At 63.8% G+C, this 20,289-nt stretch carries 22 protein-coding genes and 3 tRNA genes; 18 read left to right on the forward strand and 7 right to left on the reverse strand.

Annotated features, from left to right (window positions below; genetic code table 11):
• The first annotated feature begins 109 nt into the window (after positions 1 to 109).
• The 5 genes from B2Z70_RS09665 to B2Z70_RS09685 are packed head-to-tail and all read left to right on the forward strand — an operon-like array spanning position 110 to position 1,906.
• Positions 110 to 532 (forward strand): hypothetical protein, encoded by a 423-nt coding sequence (locus B2Z70_RS09665; protein ID WP_292982853.1) that lies wholly within the window; start codon positions 110 to 112, stop codon positions 530 to 532.
• Complete coding sequence (locus tag B2Z70_RS09670; RefSeq protein ID WP_292982855.1) at positions 522 to 848, forward strand: hypothetical protein; 327 nt, start codon at positions 522 to 524, stop codon at positions 846 to 848. The genes B2Z70_RS09665 and B2Z70_RS09670 overlap by 11 nt, the downstream gene beginning before the upstream one ends.
• Positions 849 to 850: 2 nt before the next feature.
• On the forward strand, positions 851 to 1,300 hold the full coding sequence (locus tag B2Z70_RS09675; RefSeq protein ID WP_292982857.1) for a D-Ala-D-Ala carboxypeptidase family metallohydrolase: 450 nt from the start codon (positions 851 to 853) through the stop codon (positions 1,298 to 1,300).
• A 10-nt stretch (positions 1,301 to 1,310) separates the two neighbouring features.
• Positions 1,311 to 1,496 (forward strand): hypothetical protein, encoded by a 186-nt coding sequence (locus B2Z70_RS09680; protein WP_292982859.1) that lies wholly within the window; start codon positions 1,311 to 1,313, stop codon positions 1,494 to 1,496.
• On the forward strand, positions 1,493 to 1,906 hold the full coding sequence (locus B2Z70_RS09685) for a hypothetical protein (RefSeq protein ID WP_292982861.1): 414 nt from the start codon (positions 1,493 to 1,495) through the stop codon (positions 1,904 to 1,906). The genes B2Z70_RS09680 and B2Z70_RS09685 overlap by 4 nt, the downstream gene beginning before the upstream one ends.
• A 187-nt stretch (positions 1,907 to 2,093) precedes the next feature.
• Here the strand turns inward: B2Z70_RS09685 and B2Z70_RS09690 are convergent, their stop codons facing one another.
• The 3 genes from B2Z70_RS09690 to B2Z70_RS09700 all read right to left on the reverse strand — a co-directional run bounded on the left by B2Z70_RS09690 (position 2,094) and on the right by B2Z70_RS09700 (position 3,108).
• A complete protein-coding gene (locus B2Z70_RS09690) occupies positions 2,094 to 2,348 on the reverse strand; it encodes a hypothetical protein (protein ID WP_292982863.1) in 255 nt (84 codons plus the stop codon).
• Between the two features lie 69 nt (positions 2,349 to 2,417).
• A complete protein-coding gene (locus B2Z70_RS09695) occupies positions 2,418 to 2,855 on the reverse strand; it encodes a hypothetical protein (protein WP_292982865.1) in 438 nt (145 codons plus the stop codon).
• Positions 2,856 to 3,032: 177 nt separating this feature from the next.
• A tRNA-Thr gene (locus B2Z70_RS09700) sits at positions 3,033 to 3,108 on the reverse strand.
• Positions 3,109 to 3,344: 236 nt separating this feature from the next.
• On the opposite strand from B2Z70_RS09700, the gene B2Z70_RS09705 reads away from it, so the two are divergent.
• From B2Z70_RS09705 to B2Z70_RS09730, 6 genes are all read left to right on the forward strand, one after another.
• Positions 3,345 to 4,223: a hypothetical protein gene (locus B2Z70_RS09705; protein WP_292982867.1), complete on the forward strand. Its 879-nt coding sequence runs from the start codon at positions 3,345 to 3,347 to the stop codon at positions 4,221 to 4,223.
• A 76-nt stretch (positions 4,224 to 4,299) separates the two neighbouring features.
• Positions 4,300 to 6,006, forward strand: a complete 1,707-nt coding sequence (gene metG, locus B2Z70_RS09710) for a methionine--tRNA ligase (RefSeq protein WP_292982869.1) — start codon at positions 4,300 to 4,302, stop codon at positions 6,004 to 6,006.
• Between the two features lie 95 nt (positions 6,007 to 6,101).
• Positions 6,102 to 6,593: a hypothetical protein gene (locus B2Z70_RS09715; protein WP_009801182.1), complete on the forward strand. Its 492-nt coding sequence runs from the start codon at positions 6,102 to 6,104 to the stop codon at positions 6,591 to 6,593.
• An 86-nt stretch (positions 6,594 to 6,679) separates the two neighbouring features.
• Positions 6,680 to 8,020, forward strand: coding sequence for an amidohydrolase (locus B2Z70_RS09720; protein WP_009801181.1), 1,341 nt, complete (start codon positions 6,680 to 6,682; stop codon positions 8,018 to 8,020).
• On the forward strand, positions 8,017 to 8,433 hold the full coding sequence (locus B2Z70_RS09725) for a RidA family protein (protein ID WP_292982872.1): 417 nt from the start codon (positions 8,017 to 8,019) through the stop codon (positions 8,431 to 8,433). The genes B2Z70_RS09720 and B2Z70_RS09725 overlap by 4 nt, the downstream gene beginning before the upstream one ends.
• Before the next feature lie 17 nt (positions 8,434 to 8,450).
• Positions 8,451 to 9,590 (forward strand): DUF819 family protein, encoded by a 1,140-nt coding sequence (locus B2Z70_RS09730; RefSeq protein WP_292982874.1) that lies wholly within the window; start codon positions 8,451 to 8,453, stop codon positions 9,588 to 9,590.
• Positions 9,591 to 9,641: 51 nt separating this feature from the next.
• On the opposite strand, the gene B2Z70_RS09735 is transcribed toward B2Z70_RS09730, so the two are convergent.
• Positions 9,642 to 11,024, reverse strand: coding sequence for a high affinity choline transporter 1 (locus tag B2Z70_RS09735; protein WP_292982876.1), 1,383 nt, complete (start codon positions 11,022 to 11,024; stop codon positions 9,642 to 9,644).
• Between the two features lie 172 nt (positions 11,025 to 11,196).
• Between B2Z70_RS09735 and B2Z70_RS09740 the strand changes: the two genes are divergently transcribed.
• On the forward strand, positions 11,197 to 11,754 hold the full coding sequence (locus B2Z70_RS09740; RefSeq protein ID WP_292982878.1) for a hypothetical protein: 558 nt from the start codon (positions 11,197 to 11,199) through the stop codon (positions 11,752 to 11,754).
• Between the two features lies 1 nt (position 11,755).
• Here the strand turns inward: B2Z70_RS09740 and B2Z70_RS09745 are convergent, their stop codons facing one another.
• On the reverse strand, positions 11,756 to 13,411 hold the full coding sequence (locus tag B2Z70_RS09745; protein WP_292982880.1) for an acyl-CoA dehydrogenase family protein: 1,656 nt from the start codon (positions 13,409 to 13,411) through the stop codon (positions 11,756 to 11,758).
• 173 nt (positions 13,412 to 13,584) lie between these two features.
• On the opposite strand from B2Z70_RS09745, the gene B2Z70_RS09750 reads away from it, so the two are divergent.
• Positions 13,585 to 14,622 (forward strand): GIN domain-containing protein, encoded by a 1,038-nt coding sequence (locus B2Z70_RS09750; protein WP_292982882.1) that lies wholly within the window; start codon positions 13,585 to 13,587, stop codon positions 14,620 to 14,622.
• Positions 14,623 to 14,624: 2 nt separating this feature from the next.
• On the opposite strand, the gene B2Z70_RS09755 is transcribed toward B2Z70_RS09750, so the two are convergent.
• Complete coding sequence (locus B2Z70_RS09755) at positions 14,625 to 15,428, reverse strand: TrmH family RNA methyltransferase (RefSeq protein ID WP_083783188.1); 804 nt, start codon at positions 15,426 to 15,428, stop codon at positions 14,625 to 14,627.
• Between the two features lie 141 nt (positions 15,429 to 15,569).
• Between B2Z70_RS09755 and B2Z70_RS09760 the strand changes: the two genes are divergently transcribed.
• The 5 genes from B2Z70_RS09760 (at position 15,570) to B2Z70_RS09780 (ending at position 19,354) form a co-directional block, all read left to right on the forward strand.
• Positions 15,570 to 15,655 (forward strand) — tRNA-Tyr (locus tag B2Z70_RS09760).
• A 127-nt stretch (positions 15,656 to 15,782) separates the two neighbouring features.
• Positions 15,783 to 15,856: transfer RNA gene (locus B2Z70_RS09765), tRNA-Gly, on the forward strand.
• A gap of 137 nt (positions 15,857 to 15,993) precedes the next feature.
• Positions 15,994 to 16,680 (forward strand): hypothetical protein, encoded by a 687-nt coding sequence (locus tag B2Z70_RS09770; protein ID WP_292982885.1) that lies wholly within the window; start codon positions 15,994 to 15,996, stop codon positions 16,678 to 16,680.
• A gap of 90 nt (positions 16,681 to 16,770) precedes the next feature.
• Positions 16,771 to 17,397, forward strand: coding sequence for an NAD(P)H-dependent oxidoreductase (locus tag B2Z70_RS09775; RefSeq protein ID WP_292982887.1), 627 nt, complete (start codon positions 16,771 to 16,773; stop codon positions 17,395 to 17,397).
• The gene (locus tag B2Z70_RS09780) at positions 17,390 to 19,354 is read left to right on the forward strand and encodes a cation:proton antiporter domain-containing protein (RefSeq protein WP_292982889.1); all 1,965 of its coding nucleotides are present in this window, start codon (positions 17,390 to 17,392) and stop codon (positions 19,352 to 19,354) included. The genes B2Z70_RS09775 and B2Z70_RS09780 overlap by 8 nt, the downstream gene beginning before the upstream one ends.
• Here the strand turns inward: B2Z70_RS09780 and B2Z70_RS09785 are convergent.
• Positions 19,351 to 19,992 (reverse strand): SDR family oxidoreductase, encoded by a 642-nt coding sequence (locus B2Z70_RS09785; RefSeq protein WP_292982891.1) that lies wholly within the window; start codon positions 19,990 to 19,992, stop codon positions 19,351 to 19,353. The genes B2Z70_RS09780 and B2Z70_RS09785 overlap by 4 nt on opposite strands.
• Positions 19,993 to 20,289 lie beyond the last annotated feature (297 nt).

Here is a 20,289-nt window from a genome sequence, read left to right on the forward strand (position 1 = left end):
CGCCTCCGGGGTTGGGGGCAGGGACTGAACATTAGCGGAACATCAGAGTCCAGCCCGCTTGGTCAGGCGGGCCCGTTTCCCTGCGTCGTCACCACAAGAAGGGCATGCCATGTCGCATCCTGAAACCGCGCTCGGCTGGCTGAACGCCGCCGGGTTGTTCTGGCAGCTTGTCGCCTATCTGGGCGCGGCGCTGGCCGGGCTCCGGCTGTTCTCGGAGCTCAAATCCGAAGGGGCCCCGAGACCCTTCTGCGTGATCGCCGCGGTGACGCGCTGTCTGCTGGCGCTGAGAGCCCGAGGGCAGCGTGTGGACGCCTCTGACATGCTTCGCTTCGGAGGGCTGGCGCTCGCCGCCCTGTGCCTCGCCATGGCGGGCAACACGGCCTTTTACCTCTTGCACGCGGACTGGCGCGACCTGGGCGCGCTGCAGAGCCTCTTGTGGGTGCTCGGTCATATCGGGGTCGGGTCCGGCCTCATGGTGGCCCTGACGGGCGCCCATCGCCTTATCGTGGAGGGTCGTGATCATGGCGCCTGAGACCGCAACCGGCCTGCTCGCGCGGGCCGAACAGATCATCATCCTCTTCATCGTCGTGTGCCTGGCTGGCGCGGCTGTCGTGACCCTCACGCCGAAAGCGCAGGCCGGCCTGAAATACTTCATCGGCACGGTGGCCTTCGGTCTTGTCGTCGGGGTGATCGCCATCGCCTTCGGCCTTGGCGAGGGCTGGGTGCTTGTCGCCGGTGTCGCCGGCATGGCCACGGCGCCCGCCACCATCGCATGGCTGTCGAACAAGCGGCTCGATGAGGTGATTGACGAAATCCGCCGCCGCGGCGGCCCGGGACGGGAGGGGTGATCATGCACGGCAATATCACCCGCCACTTCACGTGGCGCGAAGCCCTGCGCAGCCAGACGGCGTTTGATAAAGGGCTGGACAACACGCCCGGCCCGGAGGCTGAAAAGGCGATCCGTCAGACAGCCGAGGGGATGGAATTCGTCCGGTCCCTTCTGGGCGTCATCATCGATGTGACGAGCTGGTTCCGCTCGCCCCTGGTCAACGAGGCCGTGGGTGGATCTCCGACCTCTGACCACATCACCGGCTGGGCGGTGGACTTCAAGGCGCGCGGCCTCTCAGCCCACATCGCCGCCCGGCGCATCATCAAAAGCCCGATCATGTTTGACCAGCTGATCTGGTACCCGGCGCAAGACCGCCTGCACATCAGCTTCGCCCCTGGCGACCGCCGCGAAGTGATGACCAAGCCCAAGGGGCAACCGGGCTATCTGCCCGGCCTCGTTCTCTGCACATAGGAGACTGACCATGTCTGTGACCCTCTGGCGGCTCGCAGGGGCCGCCTTCATCGCGCTTGTCGTGTTCCTGATCATCTGGGGCCATCTGTCATGGCTTCCCGCCCTCTCTGTCGCCCTGTGCGCCGGTGCGACCGAATTCGCCCGGCCCTATGCCTGGGCATGGCTGAGATCGATGAAGGCGAAGGTGTTCGGATGATCAGCGCTTTGCTCAGTCTGATCACGTCCAAGCTCGGCCTGTCTGTGATCGCGCTCGCCGGCGCCGCGTCTCTGGTGGCCGGCGCCTACACCACGGGCCGCATTCACGGCTGGCAGAACCATGCGGACCAGAGCGCCCGTGAAGACCTCGCCAGCCTCACCGATCAGCTCAACACCTTCCTGTCTGACCAGAAGACCAATGCCGCGGAAGGCGATCAGGCGCGACTGATCATCACCGATGCCGCCCGCACCATAGAGGATGCCCGCAATGCCATTTCTGAAGCGTCTACTGCTTTTGTTTGTCCTTCTGATCAGTCTGTCAGCCTGTCAGTCGACGCCGCCGCTGAAGCCGCTCGCCGCGCCATTGGTCGCGCCGCCGGACTCGGAACTGATGATCCCCCCGAGGGCTGACGACATACCCGAACTTCCGCCCCCGGAAGCGCGCACCAGTCGGGATTACGAGCTCGCTTATCTCGCGCTCCTCTCGACACACACGACCGTCGCCACGCGCCTTGCCCTTCTTCAAAGCTGGGCCCGGCGTGTGACGGGATCAGACGAATAGGAAAGGCCGCTCCATCTCGGGGCGGCCTTTTTCGTTTCAGGGCTTGGGCGTCTTCTTCACGAGCCGGACAGGGATCGGGAAACCGGTGAGGGTCTTGTAAGCCTCGGCGGTGAGGGCGTAGGCGTAGAGCATTCCGGGGTGATCACCCCAGGCGATCAGAAAGCGCGCGAGCGTAACGAGCTCTTCGGCGGTCTCGTCATAGGTCTGCATCAGGCTGCGAAGCTCTGCGGCTCTCGGCTGGATGCCGCGCGCAATCCTGCGCTCTTCTTCTGTAAGAGACAGAGAAGTCATGGTTTCCCCCTGTTGTTCACAGTTGTGGATAAACCATGACGTTATATTTTATTCGCGTCTAGGGGGAATCTAGCACAGGGGTCTTTGCAGAATTTCCGACATCTCGATGCCGGAAAAGCTGAACCCCCGCTCATAGTCGGATGACCACTCGTCTGGATCGGGCAGGCGATCCAGCAAAGCCCGGGGCAGGGTGGCGGCAAGAGATCGGTTCGCCTCGTCGTCCTGCCGCCCGCCTGTTCGCGCCGCATGAACATGGAAGCTCGCGCCCCCTGTCCAGCACACATTGTCATAGCTCAGCAGAAGCGTGCATGCGGACGCGCACGGGCCGGTGATCCGCACCCGAGTGTCATTGGCCGCCCAGGCGTTGAACTGCATCAGGGCGTTGAAATACCCGCCGCCGGTCGATTGCTGGATATCGACCCGGTTCTGATCGCCTTCGTAGCGGATGAAGAATTGCTGAGCCTGAGCGGCGCAGAAGCCCAGCCCGATCAGGATCGCCAGCGCCATCAAGGCGAGAGTCCAACGGATGATGCCGCGCGAAGCACGTCCGGGGTCTTCGCGATCGCGCCGTTCGTGGTCTGCGGCTTCGCTGTAGGGGTGGGGGTCAGGTGTCCCACGGCCATTTTTGCGTGGGACACCAACACCTCTAGGGCGTTGATATTTATCATTAGAATTTTTGGGGTGTGGCGCCGGCTGAGGGACTCGAACCCCCGACCTTCGGTTTACAAAACCGCTGCTCTACCAGCTGAGCTAAGCCGGCGCGTCAGCGCTTTCTACGCGGGAGATGACCGGTTCGGCAAGCAGGCTTGCAGGCTTGATTGCACAGAGAGAGGCGCCGGGGTGAAGCTTGCGTTCCTAGCCATTTGAGGGAATTCTGAAGCGACGGCAATCAGAGGGTGTCGATAGATGTCGGGTCGATTAAGGCGGGCGCTTGGATGGGTGGTGCTGACAGCGTGCCTGTTCGGGGCCTTCCCTCCGTCAGCCCGGGCGCAGGTCTTGCGCGTGGAAGCGTTGGACGGTGCGCAGCCTATCGTGGAGGCGACGCTCTCAGGAGAGCCGGTGCGTTTGATTGTTGCCCTGGATGCTCCGGCCTTCTTGCTGGTCAACGCCAGTACGGCCGAACGCGCCGGTTTGCGCGCCACGCCGCTTTTGTCGCGTGGGGTCTCCATTCAGATCCGGGACGAAGCGACATTGCGTGGCCGGACGGGGAGGCCCCGCCTGTCTGTTGGGTCCGCAGCCGGAAGTCGCCGGCGAGCGATCTGGATTCCTGACTATGAGTTCACCCCGCTTGCAGACGGCTATGTCGGACTTGGCGCGCTGGAGGCGTTCGATCAGATCGAACTGATTATGGACGCGTCCGCCCCCGAAACCGCTGCAACTGTGCTCCCGGGAAAGAGGGGGCTGCTGGAGTGGCGATTCGAAGCCTCCTCCACGCTGGGGGCTGTCGATCTGGGGCTCAGCCTGATCCAGCGGACGCATCTGGACAGACGCATATTCCGACAGGCTGAGCAAACCGGGCTGGTTGATGAGCCTCTCCCCGACGCTGTTGACGAACCCATCGGCATGTTCGCCATGGGGCAGGCCTTGCTGCACCCCAATCACGGGCTGCTGATCGCCGGATATTTCCCACAGATGCTCGCCTACCAGCTCAGTAACGCCGAACTGGCCATGCATGAAGCGCAGACAGGCTCGGGTCACGCAGAGCGTATTGATGTGATCACCATCACCGAGCGTTCGGGCGCAAACCGTGTCCCACGCGCCAGCCTGGGGCGGGATGTCCTGAGACAATGCGCCCGGCTGGTGTTCGACCTGCAAGATAACAGTGTCACCTTGTGGTGCCCTGAGGGTTTGCACGGGGACGGGCCGACTGAGTGAAGGGGCCGGTTCCCCTTTGCGCCCTGCAGCGCTATGTGTGCGCGCATACTCTGTCATCAGTTGGACGTGACCGCCCATGGCCCGCATTCTCATCACCAGCGCCCTGCCGTACATCAACGGCGTCAAGCATCTCGGCAATCTGGCCGGATCCATGCTGCCGGCGGATGTGTATGCGCGCTTCATGCGCCTGCAAGGTCATGATGTGCTCGCGATCTGCGCCACCGATGAACATGGCACGCCCGCTGAACTGGCCGCCGCCGCCGCCGGTCAGGATGTGCGCGCCTATTGCGACGAGCAGCACGAGATCCAGAAGTCCATCGGCGAGCAGTTTGGTCTGAGCTGGGATTATTTCGGACGCACCTCCTCGCCGCAGAACGCCGAGCTGACCCAGCATTTCGCCGAAACGCTCGAGAAGAATGGTCTGATCGCCGAAGTCGTCGAGCAGCAGGTCTATTCCATCGACGATGGCCGCTTCCTGCCGGACCGGTATGTTGAGGGGACCTGTCCCAATTGCGGGTTCGAGAAAGCGCGCGGCGACCAGTGCGATAATTGCGGCAAGCTGCTCGATCCGATCGAGCTGATCGAACCCTATTCGGCGGTGTCAGGCTCGAAAAACCTTGAAGTGCGCGACACCAAGCATCTCCAGCTCAAGCAGACGGTGATGGAGGAGCGCATTCGCGCCTGGGTGGATGCGGCTGACGGCTGGCCGAGCTTCGCCAAGTCCATCGCCTACAAATGGCTTGATGAGGGGCTGCGTGACCGCACCATCACGCGCGACCTGAAATGGGGCGTGCCGGTCACCAAGAACGGCCAGCCGCGCGAAGGCTTTGAAGACAAGGTCTTCTATGTCTGGTTCGACGCGCCCATCGGCTACATCTCCGCAACCCGGGAATGGGCGGAGCAAAATGGCGGCGACTGGGAAAGCTGGTGGCGCACCGACAAGGGCGCTGATGACGTCCGCTATGTGGAATTCATGGGCAAGGACAATGTGGCCTTCCACACCGTCAGCTTCCCCGCGACGCTTCTGGGCTCTGAAGAGCAGTGGAAGACGGTGGATGCGCTGAAAGCCTTCAACTGGCTGACCTGGTATGGCGGCAAGTTCTCCACCTCCAACAAGCGCGGCGTCTTCATGGATCAGGCGCTCGAATTGCTGCCGGCCGATTACTGGCGCTGGTATCTGACGGCCTATGGCCCCGAGGGCTCTGACTCCCAGTTCACCTGGGATCATTTCCAGTCGAGCGTGAACAAGGATCTGGCTGACGTTCTGGGCAATTTCGTGAACCGGATTCTCAAATTCGGCGCTTCGCGATTTGAAGGCGTCATCCCCGAGGGCGGAACGCCGGGCGAGGCGGAAGCCTGGCTTGAGACCGAAGTCGCAACGCGCCTTGCCAACATCGCCAGCCATTACGAGGCGATGGAGTTCCGCAAGGCCGCAGCCGAGACCCGCGCCCTGTGGGCGGCGGGCAATGAATACCTGACCAGGGCCGAGCCCTGGGTGCATTTCAAGACCGACAAGGACCAGGCCGCGCTGGGCGTGCGCATGGGCATCAATCTGGTGCGTCTGTGCGCCATCGCGGCGCAACCGGTCATTCCTCAGGCTGCGAGCAAGATCCTGGCGGCGCTGGGTCTTGAGGGCGCGCAGGACTGGCCCACGGGCGATGCAAAGGCGATGCTGTCCGCGCTGGAGCCGGGGCGGAGCTTCGAACCGGCCGATATCCTGTTCGCCAAGATCGAGGATGATCAGGTGGCCGAATGGTCAGAGCGCTTTGGCGGCGCCAGCTAGAGGCGAACTGCGACGCTGAATTCCCACATTACGGTTAGTCTTTCGTTTAGGCTGACTTGGCATTGTCATCGCCTGACTGGACGATGGGGCTAGCCATGAGCGAAGCGGCGACCTTGGGCGAGGGGGTGCTGTCAGCGGACGCGCTGAAAGCCGCCAACGTGCATCCCGACACCGGGCTCGCGACCGACTATCTCAACCATTTCAATGAAGTGGTCATGCTTCTTGAAATGCTGCCCGATATGCCCGATTTCGCCGAAGACGTGCTGGCCTGGGAGCCTGTGGGCTATGAGGAGCATTTCGAGCGCACCAATTATGTGGGCAAGGAAACGGTGATCGCGGCCTATGCAGCGGTCGACTACGCGCTCAAGGCGCATCTGGAAACCATAGTTGCGGCCGTGAATGTCGAGTTGCAACGCGCGCAGGACAAGGTCCGGGACGGCGATTTCGCAGGCGCATCCGCCATGGCGGGAAGCGAGATCGAATCCCTGCTGGCGGCGGCTCGCGCGGCGGTGCAGGGTCGTATCGAGGGCGAGGGCATTGATGACAGCGCCGCCGCCCAGGCCGCGGCGGACGCCCTGTTCGACTAGGCGGTCGCAAGCAGCCTTACCTTTATGCGTTGACCTCTCCGGGCTGGCGGTCTGCAATGCCGCCCAGATAATCGGGGAGTCGCACAATGCGTCATTTGTTCATGGCCGCCGCCGCTGGGCTGGCGCTGACCGCACCGTCCCTTGCGCAGGATGATCTGCGCACCGCCATCAGCGCGGATTGGGACAATCATCTGCAATCGCTCTACGAGCATTTCCACGAAAACCCGGAACTCTCCTTCATGGAGACCGAAACCGCCGCGCGTCTGGCGCAGGAGCTGCGCGACGCCGGGTTCGAGGTGACCGAAGGCGTGGGTCGCACAGGCGTCGTCGCCGTGATGGAAAACGGCGAGGGGCCGACCATCATGCTGCGCGCCGATATGGACGGTCTGCCTGTTCGAGAGGACACGCCGGTCGATTATGCGTCTGAAGTGATGGGCGAGGACCGGATGGGCAACACCTTCCCGGTCATGCATGCCTGCGCGCACGACACCCATATGACCTCTCTGGTCGCGGCGGCTCGCTATATGAGCCAGAACCGCGATGACTGGTCCGGCACGCTGGTGCTGATCGGCCAGCCAGCCGAGGAAGTGGGGCTGGGCGCCCTCGCCATGCTGTCAGATGGCCTGTACGAGCGCTTTCCCACGCCGGACGCCGTCGTCTCCTATCATACCTGGGGCTATATGCCGGCGGGCGTGATCCGTTATGCGCCGGGCTGGGCCATGGCGAATGTGGACTCGGTCGATCTGTATGTGCGCGGAGTGGGCGCCCATGGCGCGTCGCCGCACCTGGGCAAGGACCCGGTGGTGCTGGCCAGCCAGATCGTGACCAACCTGCAGACGCTGGTCAGCCGCGAATTGTCGCCGTTTGAAACCGGGGTCGTCACGGTCGGCGCCTTCAATGCGGGGACCAAGCACAACATCATCTCCGATGAAGCCCATCTTCAGATCACCGTGCGCTCCTATACCGATGAGGTGCGCGAGCGTCTGATCAGCGGGATCGAGCGCATTGCGCGCGGTCAGGCGATGGCCGCAGGCCTGCCGGAGGAGCTGATGCCGGTGATGGAGGTCGAGGAGACCTATACGCCGGCGCTCTACAATGACCCGGCCCTGTCTGATCAGGCCGGCGCCGTCCTGGCCGCCCGGTTCGGCGAGGACGCTGTCGCGACGGCGGATCCGGTGACCGGGGGCGAGGACTTTTCCCGCTATGGCCGCACCGATGAGGACGTGCCGATCTTCATGTTCTGGGTCGGCGGCGCTCCGCAGACCGTGTGGGACGAGTATCAGGCGCGCGGCGAGACCCCGCCGGCCAACCACTCGCCCTTCTTCTATCCCGATGGCGAAGGCGCCGTGACGGTATCCTCTGAAGGCATGGTCGCGATTGCGCTCGATCTGTTCGCCAACGGCGTGCCGCAGGGCGAGGAGGGATGAGCGAGGCGGGGCGGGACCGTCTACGCGTCACCACGGGCGCGCCCTGGGAAGACCTGGTCGCCTATCGACGCGCCGTGCGTGTGGGCGATCAGGTGTTCGTGGCGGGCACGGTCGCCGTGGATGACGCCGGTCAGCCCTTCGCCCCGGGAGACGCCGGGGCCCAGGCCTCACGATGTCTTGAAATCATCGCGCAAGCGCTGGAGAAGGCGGGCTCCCATATCAGCCACGTGGTGCGCACGCGCCTGTTCGTGATCGATATGAGCCTTGAAACGCAGAGGGCGGTCGGGCAGGCGCACCGCAAGGTGTTCGCCGACTTTCCGCCGGCCTGTTCCATGATCGGGGTCGCGGCGCTGGCCGGCCCTGATTTCATCATTGAAATTGAAGCCGACGCGGTGATCCCGCCCGGCGCCTAAAACCCCAGGACTCCATCATGGACGCATCCCTGATCCCCGCAGACAACAATCTCGCGGTCATGGCGGGCCTGACCGCCATCGCCGCGGCCGGCTTCCTTCTGGAAAAGACGAAGTTCGGCGCGCTATTGACCGGCACGGTCTGGACGATCCTCTTGGCGATTCTGGCGTCCAATCTGCGCCTTCTGCCCTTTGATGCGCCCGCCTACGGTTTTGTATTCACCTATGCCGTCCCGGTGCTGATCCCGCTGTTCCTGATGAAGGCGGACCTCAAGCGCATCTTCTTTGAAACGACCCGCATGACAGGCGCCTTCCTGATCGCGGCGTTTGCGACGCTGGTGGGCGCTCTGGTCGCCGCTTTCGTCTTGCCGCTCGGCGAGCATGAGGTCGGCATCGCGTCCTCGTTGACCGCGTCTTATGTGGGCGGCTCGGTGAACTTCGCCGCGTTGACGGATGTGACAGGCCTCGCGGAGACGGCGCCCGGCATCGTTTCGGCCATGCTGGCCGCTGACAATATGGCCAGCGCCGCCTATCTGGGAGTGCTCGCCATCCTTCCCGGTTTCGCCTTTATCGCCAAGCGCTTCGTCAAGCGTGATCATACGGCGGGTGAAGTCGAGGAATCCGGTGAGGCCAGCGAGGGCCGCGCAACGCCTCTGAGCCTTGGACTGACTCTGGCCTATGCGCTGATCGTCGTGGCGGTTGGCGATTTCCTGACCCGGCTGAGCGGTCAGCCGCAATTGCGCTATGTGATCATCACGGTGCTGGCCCTGGTACTACCCACCGCAATCCCGAACCGGATGGCGAAACTTCATGGCGGGTTTGAACTCGGCGTGGTGTTCGCCTTCCTGTTCTTCGCCGCCATCGCGGCGGGCGCCAACGTCGTCCAGCTCGTCACCAATGCGCCGATGATCATCGCCTATATCGCGATCCTTCTGTCCATCCACGCCGGGATCGCCTTCACGCTGGCGAAGTTCTGCAAGCTGTCCCTGCCCGAGATCATCATCGCGTCGAACGCCGCCATTCTGGGCGCCACCACGGCTCCGGCGCTCGCGGCGGCGAAAGGCTGGCGCGATCTTGTGACGCCGGGCGTTCTCGTGGGCGTTCTCGGCTATGCGCTGGGCACAGTGCTTGGCACTTTGGTGTTCAGCATTCTGGGCTAGGCCCGATCTCCTGGGACAAAGCGACGGGGCGGACACAGTCCGCCCCGGCGTCTATTCGGCGCTTGCAGCCGCTGTGCCCGGCGCCAGAAAGCCGACGCCGAGATAGGCGATGGCGGCCATCGTGATCGACAGCAGAAACCCGCCGGGGATGACGAGAACAAAGTCCGCAAGCCAGATCGTCACCAAGCCAGCGGCCAGCGCGGCGAGGGCGCTCCATTCGCCGCCGAAGCGGAAATGCAAACCGATCAGGAGCGACACGAACAGGCCTGCGGATCCCAGCGAACTGGCCAGCTCCACCAGCCCGTAAATGCTGTCCCCGGAAAAGGCGACGATCAGGGCGGCGAGACCGGCGACAACGGTCAGTGCGCGTGCGGCGATCAACTTTTCCTGCGGATTTGCGTTGGGGCGCAGCCGCCCATAGAGGTTTTCACTGGCCAGGCCGGAAACCGCGAGAAGCGCGGAATCCACAGTGGACAGAACGGCGGAGAACAGCGCGCCGACGAACACCACAAACAGGGCGCTGGGCATCAGCTCAGCCGCCATGAGCGGCAGGTAGAGATCGCCTGCTGCGGGGTCAAATCCGGCCCCTGCGCCGATGAGGCCGAAGACCAGCGGGAAGGCGCCGAACAACAGATACAGGCCGCCGGCCAGAAGACCGCCGCGAACGGCTGTCTTCGCGGTTCTGGCCCCTAAAAAGCGTGCAATCATCTCCTGGGCGACAATGGAGCCCAGGATCGGGATAGCGAAGGCGTCGATGCGTTCGATCAAGCTTTCTCCGGGCGGCACGAGGACATACTGGGCAGGGTCGATCAGGGCTAAGCCATTGGCGAGCCCATCCGTGCGCTGCAGCAGCAGCACCATCATGATCAGAAGCCCCGCCAGAACCACGATCGTCTGGACGAGATCGGTGACCACATCCCCCAACAGACCGCCCATCAATGTGTAGGCGATCACCAGCGTTCCGGCGCCCAGCAGCGTGGCTGTCACCGGCAGGTCGGTCACTGCGCTCAGAAGGGCGGAGAGAGCGATGAGCTGGGCGGCGGCCCAGATGATGGAAGTCGGGATGGCGACCAGCGCTGCCGTGACCTCGGCGCGCTTGCCGAAGCGGTCTCGGAAGAAGTCCGCCAGGGTCATATAGCCCTTGGCGCGCATGGCGCCGGCCACGAAGAGGGCGGACGCGACCAGACACAGCGCGTATCCAACCGGTTCGGCGCGCGCGCCGGCCAAACCTTCATTGGCGATGGCGGCGCTGGCCCCCATCACGGTCTCTCCGCCAAACCAGGTGGCGAACAGCGAGACCCCAAGCGTGAAAACGCCGAGGCGCCGGCCCGCGACCAGATAGTCGGAATCCCCGGCGATCTTGCGCGACGCCCAATAGGCGATGCCCATTTGCAGGATAATGTAGGCGATCAGCCCGATCGTCAGCGCCGACATGCCGTCTCCCCCTCCAGTTGTTCAACAGGGCGGTTAGCCGATCTCCATGCGCACAGGCAAGTCGCCTTCGCTCGCGAGTCCGGGACGCGGCCTTTCGAGGTGAAGAGCGAACGGTCTTGCTCTTTTATTCTGGGTTGTAAATACTTCTCATATCGGGTGGATGGGGGCGCACATGGTTGATTATTCTCTACCGCAATCGAATGGCTCTGGGGGCGGGAACCGGCTCTGGATGGACGAGGGCGGAGATGACGAGTTCGAGATGCATCTCGAGCTTGAGGTGCGTCTCGATGCGCAAACCGATGATCCGCAAGCTTATGCAGAAACGTTCCGTCAGATGATCAGGCCCCGCCTCGAGGCCTGGCTGCATGAGGCGCTGAGCACTCAAGATGAGCGGTGGTCCGGCGCTTCCGCGCTCGAATTTGATAGCCAGCATGAGCTGAGCGTGGAGCTGCTGGAGGCGCGCGCCGGCAGCGTCATCATGCGGATCGGGATCAGGCTCAAGGCTGTCGGCAAGGCCGTGGTGCAGGTCATCAATGTTCTGGCGGCGGCTGTCACCTTGATGGGAGCCGCAGCGGATCGTCTCCCGGATTCCGACCGAGAGAAAGCGGCTGCCGGTTTTGAGATCGTGGTGATTGAGCAGTGTGAGGCGCTGGGCGAAACCCTCACCGGCAAGAAGCCGCAGGTCACGTCCGTCGGGCCTTCAGATACCAAACCGGTGATCAAATCCTGATCTAGACGGCAAGCCGGGCGCGATTGATCAGCCATTCATGATCAATGGCCGCTTCGCCAGCGCCGAGCGAAGTCGGGTTTTCCGCAATGCGGCGACCGATATAGGCGTCCGCCGCAGGGTCCAGCCCGGCCCGTATCAGGGTGCTGGCGGTCAGCGCGGTGGCGGCCCATTCCGCAAACCGGCGGGCGTCCGCTTCGCCAATCCCTCCGGCCGCCATTCTTGTCAGGGCGTTCAGGCGCGCATCAAGCGCGGGGTGACGGCCATAGGCGGGCGCCAGTTCGGCGGTCAGCGCATCGCGCGCGGCTTCGTCGCGCGCCAGGGCGCGCAGCACATCGAGCGCAATGACATTGCCCGACCCTTCCCAGATCGCATTGAGCGGGCTCTGGCGGAACATGCGGGGCAGGGGGTGCTCTTCCACATAGCCGGCGCCGCCATGAGCTTCCATCGCCTCATAGGTCAGATAGGGCGCCCGCTTGCAGATCCAGTATTTTGCGATAGGCGTGAGAAGCCGCGCCAACGCCGCTTCTTTGGGATCGCTGTCCGCCTTGTCAAAGCTCTCGGCGACTCGGAAGGCGAGGGCGAGCGCGGCTTCGGCCTCCATGGCCATTTCGGCCAGAACTTCTCGCATGAGCGGCTGGTCGATCAGGCGCCGCTGGAACGCGCTGCGACGATCCGCATGCCAGACGGCATAGGCGGCGCCATTTCGAATAAGGCCCGCCGATCCCGCCAGACAGTCCAGGCGCGTATGGTTGACCATCTCGATGATAGTGCGGACGCCGCGGCCGGGTTCGCCCACCCGACGGGCCCAGGCCTGCTTGTATTCAATCTCCGAGCTGGCGTTGGACTTGTCGCCGAGCTTGTCTTTCAGGCGCTGGATCTCGATCGTGTTGCGCTCGCCGTCCGGGGTCCAGCGCGGCACGAGAAAGCAGCTGAGCTGGGCGTCATCCCCATCCCCTTCATAGGCGAGGGTCAGGAACCCGTCGCTCATGGGCGCCGAGCAGAACCATTTATGACCGGTCAGGGTGACGATGTCGCCGTCCGCACTTTCCGCCCGAGTGGCGTTGGCGCGCACGTCGGATCCGCCCTGTTTCTCGGTCATGGCCATGCCCAGCGTAAGCCCGACCTTCTCTTCCGGCGGCAGGAAGCGTGGATCATACCGCCCCGCCGTGACGCCCTGGATCCACGGGCCAGTCCAGTCAGACTTCCTCAGGGCGGGAACGCACGCATAGGTCATCGATTGCGGGCAGCACACGCCGGCGTCAGCCGTGCCCATCAGCATCAACAGGGCCGCATGCAGGGAATGCGGCGCCTGTTCCACCGTCCAGGCGGCGGAGGACACGCCATGCCCCAGCCCCAGCTCCATCAGCGCGTGATAGGCGGGATGGAACTCCACTTCGTCAATTCGGTGACCGAACCGGTCGAAGGGTTTGAATCTGGGCGGGTTTTCATTGGCCATACGGGCCAGGTCCTGCACGCCGTCCGATCCGACCTCGGCGCCCATGGACGACAGCCGTTCGGCATGCACATCCGCGCCATTGCGCGACAGCGCGCTCTTGAGCATGGCGTCATCCGCATACCAGTTCACGCCGACAAGCGGCTCGGACTGATTGGCGACAGTATGGGTGGAAAGGTCGGAGCGGGGGGCGTGATGTCTCATGACGCGCATCAAAGCGCGATGCGCGGTGTCTGTCGACAGGAGCGACATGGCGAAAAGTTTAGACTGCCGCAATGTTGTCGTGGGGTGTGTTCGTTCAGCATGCAGGCAGGGTCGGCGATCGGGGGGACATCCGGAGCCGGTCTGACAATAAAACTCAACGAATGAGGGTCGATATGACGGTCATGGTTCTGGCGCTGGCGACGGCGATGCAAGCGGGCGGCGCTCCGGTTGTCGAGATTGAAAATTTCATCGGTACGGTTCGCGTGGTTGAAGGCGCCACGCTGGACGCCCGCATTGAAAACTCCGGGGAAACCCGGGCGGATATTCGCAATTCGGGCGGTGAGCTCGCGATTGACGGCGGCGTGAGCATGCGTCGCGTGCAGTGCTATGGCGGCTGGCGCGAGCAGCGTGTCGGACGCAGCCGACGGGACGCGAAATCCTTTGATGATCTACCGGTCCTGATCATCACCACGCCCGCGCCGGCGGCCATTGAACTGGGTGAGTCCATTGTGCGGGCTGAAATGGGGGATTCATCCCGTCTCGATATCGAACTCTCGCACTGCTCGTCGCTGTCTGCCGGTGATGTGGACAATGATGCCCGTCTCGCCATTCGCGGCTCGGGCAATGCCCGCATCGGCGAAGTTGGCGGCGCCTTGCAGGCCGCGCTGTCGGGCTCCGGCGCCCTGACGGCTCGTGATATCGGCGAAACGGCGGAGCTTGCGGTTTCGGGCTCCGGCGATGTTGAGCTTGGGGATGTGGGCAGCGATATGGAGATCGGCATTTCCGGGTCCGGCCATGTGCGCGCCGGCCATGTGGCCAGCCTGGACGCCAGCGTGTCCGGCTCCGGCAATGTCGAGATCGGCAATGCTCCGTCCGGCGTGCATTACGCAGCATCCGGCAGCGGCGATCTCAGCGTCGGCGCAACGTCCGACGTTCATGTGCGCAGCTCGGGCTCGTCCAACCTGATGGTCGCCAGCATGGATGGCGTGCTCAACGTCTCCAGCGGCGGGTCCGGTGATATCCGAATCGAGCAGGGCCGCGCGATCAGCGTGGAAGCCGTCCTCGCCGGATCCTCCGATCTGTGGTTCGGCGGCACGGCCGAGGATGTGGATCTGCGCATCAGCGGCGGGTCGGACGCCTATATCCGTACGGTGACCGGCGAGCGCCGCATCCATACCTCGGGCGGCGGCGATTTCACCACCGGCCGGTAAGGTCATTCCGGTTTCGGATTGATCCGGGGATCAAAGCGGGACGCCTCATACAATGCGATCGCCGCCGCGTTCGACACATTGAGGCTTTCCGCCTTGGGACCCATGGGAATACGCGCCAGTGAAGAGCAATGCTCGGCCACACGCGGGCGCAGACCCGACCCTTCAGCGCCCAGAACCAGCACCAGACCCGGTCCGGCATGGGCGGCGATCTCGTCGCCCAGCCGCGCCTCGGCCTCGCCAGCCAGCCCGATGACATGACGTCCGGCCTCCTGCAGCGCGATCAGCGTGTCAGCGATGTTGGTCACCTGGACCTGCGGGATCGTCTCCGCAGTACCGACCGCCGTCTTGCACAGCGCGCCGAAGAAGGGCGGGGATTTGCGGTCCTGACAGATGACGGCGCGCACGCCGAAGGCCGCGCAGGAGCGCAGGATGGCCCCCACATTGTGCGGATCGGTGATCTGGTCGAGCACCACCAGAAGACCGTGGGTCGGCTCCAGCACGGCGTTGAGTGATTCCGCGGGCGGCGCGCTGGTCTTCAGGGCAAAGCCCTGGTGCACCGCGCCGTCGGGCAGGCGGGACGTGATCTGACCGGGCAATTCGATGTCCGCAAGCTTCCTGAACGTGTCGTCCAGCTCGGTCGCGGCGTTGCGCGTCACATGCAAAGAGATGTGTTTTCGCTTGGGGTTAGCCAGGGCGGCCAGGACCGCATGGCGGCCCCAGATCCAGCCCTGATCGGGGCTGTCTCGCCGGGCTGCATTTCGCGCTGCAGAACCCTTTTTATCGGTGTTGCGCCGTTGAAAAGCCATGACTATAGTCCGCGCTCCAAATCGGGGAGCGGCCTCGTTAAAGCCCTTGGCGCTCCGGCGCAATCGGTTGATGCGGTAGATCCTCGAAATGGCCCGGCGGCTGAGCTCCCAATCAGTCGTCGCCGCGGATGCGGACCCTGTGGAGGGGTGGGAGAGTGGTTAAATCCAGCAGACTGTAAATCTGCCCGCTTCGGCGTACGCTGGTTCGAATCCAGCCCCCTCCACCATCCTTCGCTCGCTGCGCGAGCTTCGGCTGGGCAAGCCTAAATCTTCCCCCTCACTTCCATCTGCAACTCAGCCGCCTGTGCCGTCTCGACAAGGGCAGGCGGGCCGCGCTATCAAGTCGGTCCCGGCGCGGGTGTAGTTCAATGGTAGAACGGCAGCCTTCCAAGCTGCATACGTGGGTTCGATTCCCATCACCCGCTCCATTCTTCTTCTTCCTTTGACGGCCCTGGAACGCGCAGCGACTTTGCGCGCGAGCCTCATATTACCGATGCTTCACTAGGGTTTGCGGCCTGCCTCGGGTCTGCTGGGTCTTGCCTCAGCCAGACGGAGACCGCTCTGAATGCCCCTGACTATCTGCACGCTCGCCCTGACAGCCGTCCTCAATGCCTGCTCCGGAGCGGCGTGTCTGGAGGCGCGGACCTGGCCAGCGCCCATGCGCACGGTCGACGGCGCCAGCCTGTCTTCGCCCTACCAGCCTGACGCCCGCATCAGCGTGCCGGACGAGGCGGTCCATGTCGGGGCGCAGCGCTGGGCGCTCCATGATGCGGTGGATGCCGAGATGCATCTGTTTGTGGAGGCAGGCGAGGATCGCATTGTCGACCGGCTCTACTGGATTCAGTTCGAGGCCTATCTGCCAAGCCTGCCCAATGCGGGGTATGACTTTCACCTGTCCGATCTGGAGCGGCGTCAGCTTGGAGAAGCCGAATTCTTCGTACGGGCGCGCTTTGGCGAAGGCGAGGGGGATACGCCCGAGCCCGGTTCCGACAACGCCATGATGCGGGCTGTCCTGGCCGATGCGGGCTATGCCCTGCCGGCGGAAACCATCAACGCGACCATGAAGCACGTCATAGATCCCAATGATCCGCGCGAAGAGCTGATGATCATCTACATCGAGGACCTCGAACCCACGGGCGCCACCATGGACGAGATCATCGAAACCCGCCTCGAAGGCCCGCTCTGGGCCGGCCTGTCCCAGGGCGTGCTTGATCGCGCGCAGCAGCGGATCAGCGTTGAGGTGGGGGAGTAGCGCCCGGCACTCGTCCAGCCCGATTGCACTCTGCACCCGAAGCGCGGCATGCTGACCTCAACGGGTCATCCGGGGTGAGAGGGGCGAAGCATGTCACGCATACTGGTCTATTTCGCCCATCCCGGACGCCGCTATTCGCGGGCCAATCTGGGGATGGCGGAGACAGTCAGTCATCTGGCGGGCATCACCTATATCGACCTTTACGAGCATTATCCCCGCCACGATATCGAGATCGAGACCGAGCAGGACCGGTTGCTGGAGCATGACGTCATCGTCTTCCAGTTCCCGCTGTTCTGGTATTCCACGCCATCGCTCCTGAAAGACTGGATCGATCTCGTACTCGAGCACGGCTTCGCCTATGGCGAGGGCGGGGAGGCTCTGAAGGGCAAGGCGCTGCTCTGCGCCATCACGACCTCGTCGCCGGAAGACGCGTATTCATCCGAAGGCTTCCAGCACTATCCGCTGCGCACCTTCCTGACCCCGCTCGAGCAGACCGCACGATTGTGCCAGATGCGCTTCCTGCCGCCCTATGTGCTCTATGAGGCGCTGAAGGCGGCCGAGGATGAGCGGCTTCAGGTGCATGAAGACGGCTACAAGCGCCTGCTGATCGGTCTGCGTGAAGGTCATTACGACTATGAGCGGGCGCGGGAGGTCCACATTCTGCAAGCCGGAACGCTCGACGCGGTCCTGAATGACGGGGAGACGGGGCATGGGTGATTTCCTGTTGCTGACGACCCTGTTTCTGGGCGCCGGCGTTCTGGCCGTGCCCATCGCGTCGAAACTCGGCCTGGGGTCGGTGCTGGGCTATCTGCTGGCCGGAATTGTGCTGAGCCCGATCCTTGGGCTTTTGCATGTGGATGTGATCGCCATCCAGCATTTCGCCGAGTTCGGAGTGGTGATGATGCTGTTCATTGTCGGGCTGGAGCTGGAGCCGCGGCGCCTGTGGGAGATGCGCGGACGTCTTCTGGGGCTGGGCGGTCTGCAGGTCGGGATCACGGCGCTTGTCGTGTTCGGCGTGTGCCTGTTCCTTGATCTGCCCTGGCGGCAGGGCGTGGCGATCGGCTTCATCCTGGCGCTGTCCTCGACCGCCATTGTGCTGCAGACCCTGACCGAGCGCGGGCTGATGAGTTCGGATGGCGGCCGCAGCAGTTTCTCCGTGCTGTTGTTTCAGGACATCGCCGTCATTTTCATGCTGGCGCTGTTTCCGCTCCTCTCAGCGCCGGACCTGGTCGCGAGCGTGGCCTCCCATGGCGCGGGCGCGCATGGCGCCGACGCGGCCGGCGGGCATGGCGCGGGTGGCGATCTCGCGCCGTTCGAGCATCTGCCAGGATGGGCGAAGGGGCTGGTCAGTCTTGCGGCCATCGCGATCGTCGTGGGCATTGGCAGCTATCTGACCCGGCCGCTCTTCCGCTTCATCGCCATGGCGCGCCTGCGCGAGCTGTTCACCGCCGCCGCCCTGATGCTGGTGGTGGGAATCGCCCTCTTGATGACGCTGGCCGGTCTGTCTCCGGCGCTGGGCGCGTTTCTGGCGGGCGTGGTGCTTGCCAATTCCGAATACCGGCACGAGCTCGAAAGCCATATCGATCCGTTTCGCGGCCTGTTGCTGGGCCTGTTCTTCATCACTGTGGGCGCAGCCGTGGACTTCCAGCTCCTGGCTGACCAGCTGTGGACCACGCTGGCGATGACGCTGGGGCTCATCGTGATCAAGGCGCTGATCCTGTTTGCTCTCAGCCTTGCCTTCCGCATTGGCGGTTCGGACCGCTGGCTGTTCACGCTGGGATTGGCGCAGGCGGGCGAATTCGGCTTCGTTCTGCTCACGCTGACCGTGTCTGAGAGCATCCTGCCGCAGACGGTGTCGAGCCAGCTCTTGCTGGTGGTGGCGCTCTCCATGCTGCTCACGCCCGGCCTGTTCGTGCTCTATGACCGGATCTGCGCCCTCATGGCCAAGCAGACCCGGCCCGCCGAGGCGGACGAGATCGATTCCCATGCCGAGATCATCATCGCCGGTCACGGCCGCGTGGGCGGCATCGTCAACCGCATGCTGCGCGCCTATGGCCACGAGACGACCGTGCTCGACTATTCCTCCAGCCAGCTTGAGGCGCTGAGGGCGTTCGGATTCAAGGTCTTCTTTGGCGACGCCACGCGTCCGGACCTGCTGCATGCCGCGGGCATCGAAAAGGCGAAATTGCTGATCGTGGCCCTGAACAATCGTGACCAGATCACCGAGCTGGTCCGGCATGTCTGCAAGCATCACCCGCATGTTCACGTGATCGCGAGAGCCGTCTCGCGCGAACATGTCTATGACCTGTACGCGGTGGGGTGTCGGGACATGATCCGGGAAACATTTGATTCGAGCGTCCGGATCGGCCGCAGCGCCTTCGAGGCGCTGGGAGCGCATGCGTTCGACGCTGAACAGATGTCACGCGCCTTTGTTCAGGAAGACCGCAAGATGCTGCGCGAGATGGCCGAAGTCTATGATCCGGAAATTCCCAACCACAAGAACCCGGCCTTCGTGACCCGGGCCCGCGAGGTCTTCGCCCGGCAGCAGGATGAGCTGAGCGGAGGCGGGCGTGTTCTGGGCGCGATGAATGATCGGCGCTGGTCGCCGCCGACGCCCAAGGATGTACGGGTGGAGCGCGACCAGGCGCGCTCCGACCCGGACGCGCCGGACTAGGCCGCTTTCACATGCGCCATGGCGTCGCTGATGGAGTCCTTGCCCTGGCTGAGCTGAAAAACCGCGCCTGAAGCTTCAGAAACGCTGACGCACCGTTCCAGCACCTCGGCGACATCCTCGCGCGGGATTTCAGAGCCGCTGACCTGCTCGGGCGAAACCTCGACGCAACCTGTTCCGGGATCGTTGGTGAGGGAGACCGGACGCACGATGGCGAAGTCGATGCCCGCGGTCTGAAGATGCTCGTCTGCCGCCTTCTTGGCCTTCAGATAATGACGCAGGCCTTCCGGGCCTTCTTCAGGATTGTCGGTTCCGACCGAGCTGAGCATGACGAAGCGGCGCGCTCCGGCGCGCTTGGCCTTCTCGATCAGGGATATGGCGCCATCGCGGTCGATCTTGTCGGTCAGCTCCGCCGGGGTGTCGCCGCCCGAGCCCGCCGCAAAGATGACCGCATCCATGCCCTCCGCCACATCGTCAGGCAGGCTGGCGAGGTTGGCGGTGCGGGTCTCCGTTCCTGAAGGCAGGGCGCCGAGATCAGAGCTTTTGCGGACGAGGGCGACCGGAGTGCGGCCCGATTGCTGGATCTTGCGAGTCAGATGGCGGCCGGTCAGGCCGGTCGCGCCAGCGATGAGAATACGCATGGTGTTCTCCTTTCATGACGGCATGAGACAAATCCCAGCCTTGGCCGGTAAAACGGTTGAGGCTGGGCCTTCGTTCCAACAGTCTGGAAAGCTGGCGCAGAGGCGGTGGGCGGGCGCCTTCATCTGCAGAAGCCTGCGCTCCGGACGCTTTCTCCCTTGCCTTGGACGAGAACGGGCGCTATGCCCCGCGCAATCGCCCTGGCGCATCGTTCAGCAGTCGGACCGTCGGCTGATGCAAGCGCCGCAAATCCATGTTCCAGCTTGAGGGTCCACGACAATGGCCAAGGAAAAGTTTGA

This window comes from Oceanicaulis sp. UBA6590 (assembly GCF_002433705.1).
Taxonomy (GTDB): Bacteria; Pseudomonadota; Alphaproteobacteria; order Caulobacterales; family Maricaulaceae; genus Oceanicaulis.

What these genes read in the sequence shown, in the direction of transcription:
- B2Z70_RS09665 (WP_292982853.1), top strand. Translation starts at nt 110, where the DNA reads ATGTCGCATCCTGAAACCGCGCTCGGCTGGCTGAACGCCGCCGGGTTG.
- B2Z70_RS09670 (WP_292982855.1), top strand. Translation starts at nt 522, where the DNA reads ATGGCGCCTGAGACCGCAACCGGCCTGCTCGCGCGGGCCGAACAGATC.
- B2Z70_RS09675 (WP_292982857.1), top strand. Translation starts at nt 851, where the DNA reads ATGCACGGCAATATCACCCGCCACTTCACGTGGCGCGAAGCCCTGCGC.
- B2Z70_RS09680 (WP_292982859.1), top strand. Translation starts at nt 1,311, where the DNA reads ATGTCTGTGACCCTCTGGCGGCTCGCAGGGGCCGCCTTCATCGCGCTT.
- B2Z70_RS09685 (WP_292982861.1), top strand. Translation starts at nt 1,493, where the DNA reads ATGATCAGCGCTTTGCTCAGTCTGATCACGTCCAAGCTCGGCCTGTCT.
- B2Z70_RS09690 (WP_292982863.1), bottom strand. Translation starts at nt 2,348, where the DNA reads ATGACTTCTCTGTCTCTTACAGAAGAAGAGCGCAGGATTGCGCGCGGC.
- B2Z70_RS09695 (WP_292982865.1), bottom strand. Translation starts at nt 2,855, where the DNA reads ATGGCGCTGGCGATCCTGATCGGGCTGGGCTTCTGCGCCGCTCAGGCT.
- metG (WP_292982869.1), top strand. Translation starts at nt 4,300, where the DNA reads ATGGCCCGCATTCTCATCACCAGCGCCCTGCCGTACATCAACGGCGTC.
- B2Z70_RS09715 (WP_009801182.1), top strand. Translation starts at nt 6,102, where the DNA reads ATGAGCGAAGCGGCGACCTTGGGCGAGGGGGTGCTGTCAGCGGACGCG.
- B2Z70_RS09720 (WP_009801181.1), top strand. Translation starts at nt 6,680, where the DNA reads ATGCGTCATTTGTTCATGGCCGCCGCCGCTGGGCTGGCGCTGACCGCA.
- B2Z70_RS09725 (WP_292982872.1), top strand. Translation starts at nt 8,017, where the DNA reads ATGAGCGAGGCGGGGCGGGACCGTCTACGCGTCACCACGGGCGCGCCC.
- B2Z70_RS09730 (WP_292982874.1), top strand. Translation starts at nt 8,451, where the DNA reads ATGGACGCATCCCTGATCCCCGCAGACAACAATCTCGCGGTCATGGCG.
- B2Z70_RS09735 (WP_292982876.1), bottom strand. Translation starts at nt 11,024, where the DNA reads ATGTCGGCGCTGACGATCGGGCTGATCGCCTACATTATCCTGCAAATG.
- B2Z70_RS09740 (WP_292982878.1), top strand. Translation starts at nt 11,197, where the DNA reads ATGGTTGATTATTCTCTACCGCAATCGAATGGCTCTGGGGGCGGGAAC.
- B2Z70_RS09745 (WP_292982880.1), bottom strand. Translation starts at nt 13,411, where the DNA reads ATGAGACATCACGCCCCCCGCTCCGACCTTTCCACCCATACTGTCGCC.
- B2Z70_RS09750 (WP_292982882.1), top strand. Translation starts at nt 13,585, where the DNA reads ATGACGGTCATGGTTCTGGCGCTGGCGACGGCGATGCAAGCGGGCGGC.
- B2Z70_RS09755 (WP_083783188.1), bottom strand. Translation starts at nt 15,428, where the DNA reads ATGGCTTTTCAACGGCGCAACACCGATAAAAAGGGTTCTGCAGCGCGA.
- B2Z70_RS09770 (WP_292982885.1), top strand. Translation starts at nt 15,994, where the DNA reads ATGCCCCTGACTATCTGCACGCTCGCCCTGACAGCCGTCCTCAATGCC.
- B2Z70_RS09775 (WP_292982887.1), top strand. Translation starts at nt 16,771, where the DNA reads ATGTCACGCATACTGGTCTATTTCGCCCATCCCGGACGCCGCTATTCG.
- B2Z70_RS09780 (WP_292982889.1), top strand. Translation starts at nt 17,390, where the DNA reads ATGGGTGATTTCCTGTTGCTGACGACCCTGTTTCTGGGCGCCGGCGTT.
- B2Z70_RS09785 (WP_292982891.1), bottom strand. Translation starts at nt 19,992, where the DNA reads ATGCGTATTCTCATCGCTGGCGCGACCGGCCTGACCGGCCGCCATCTG.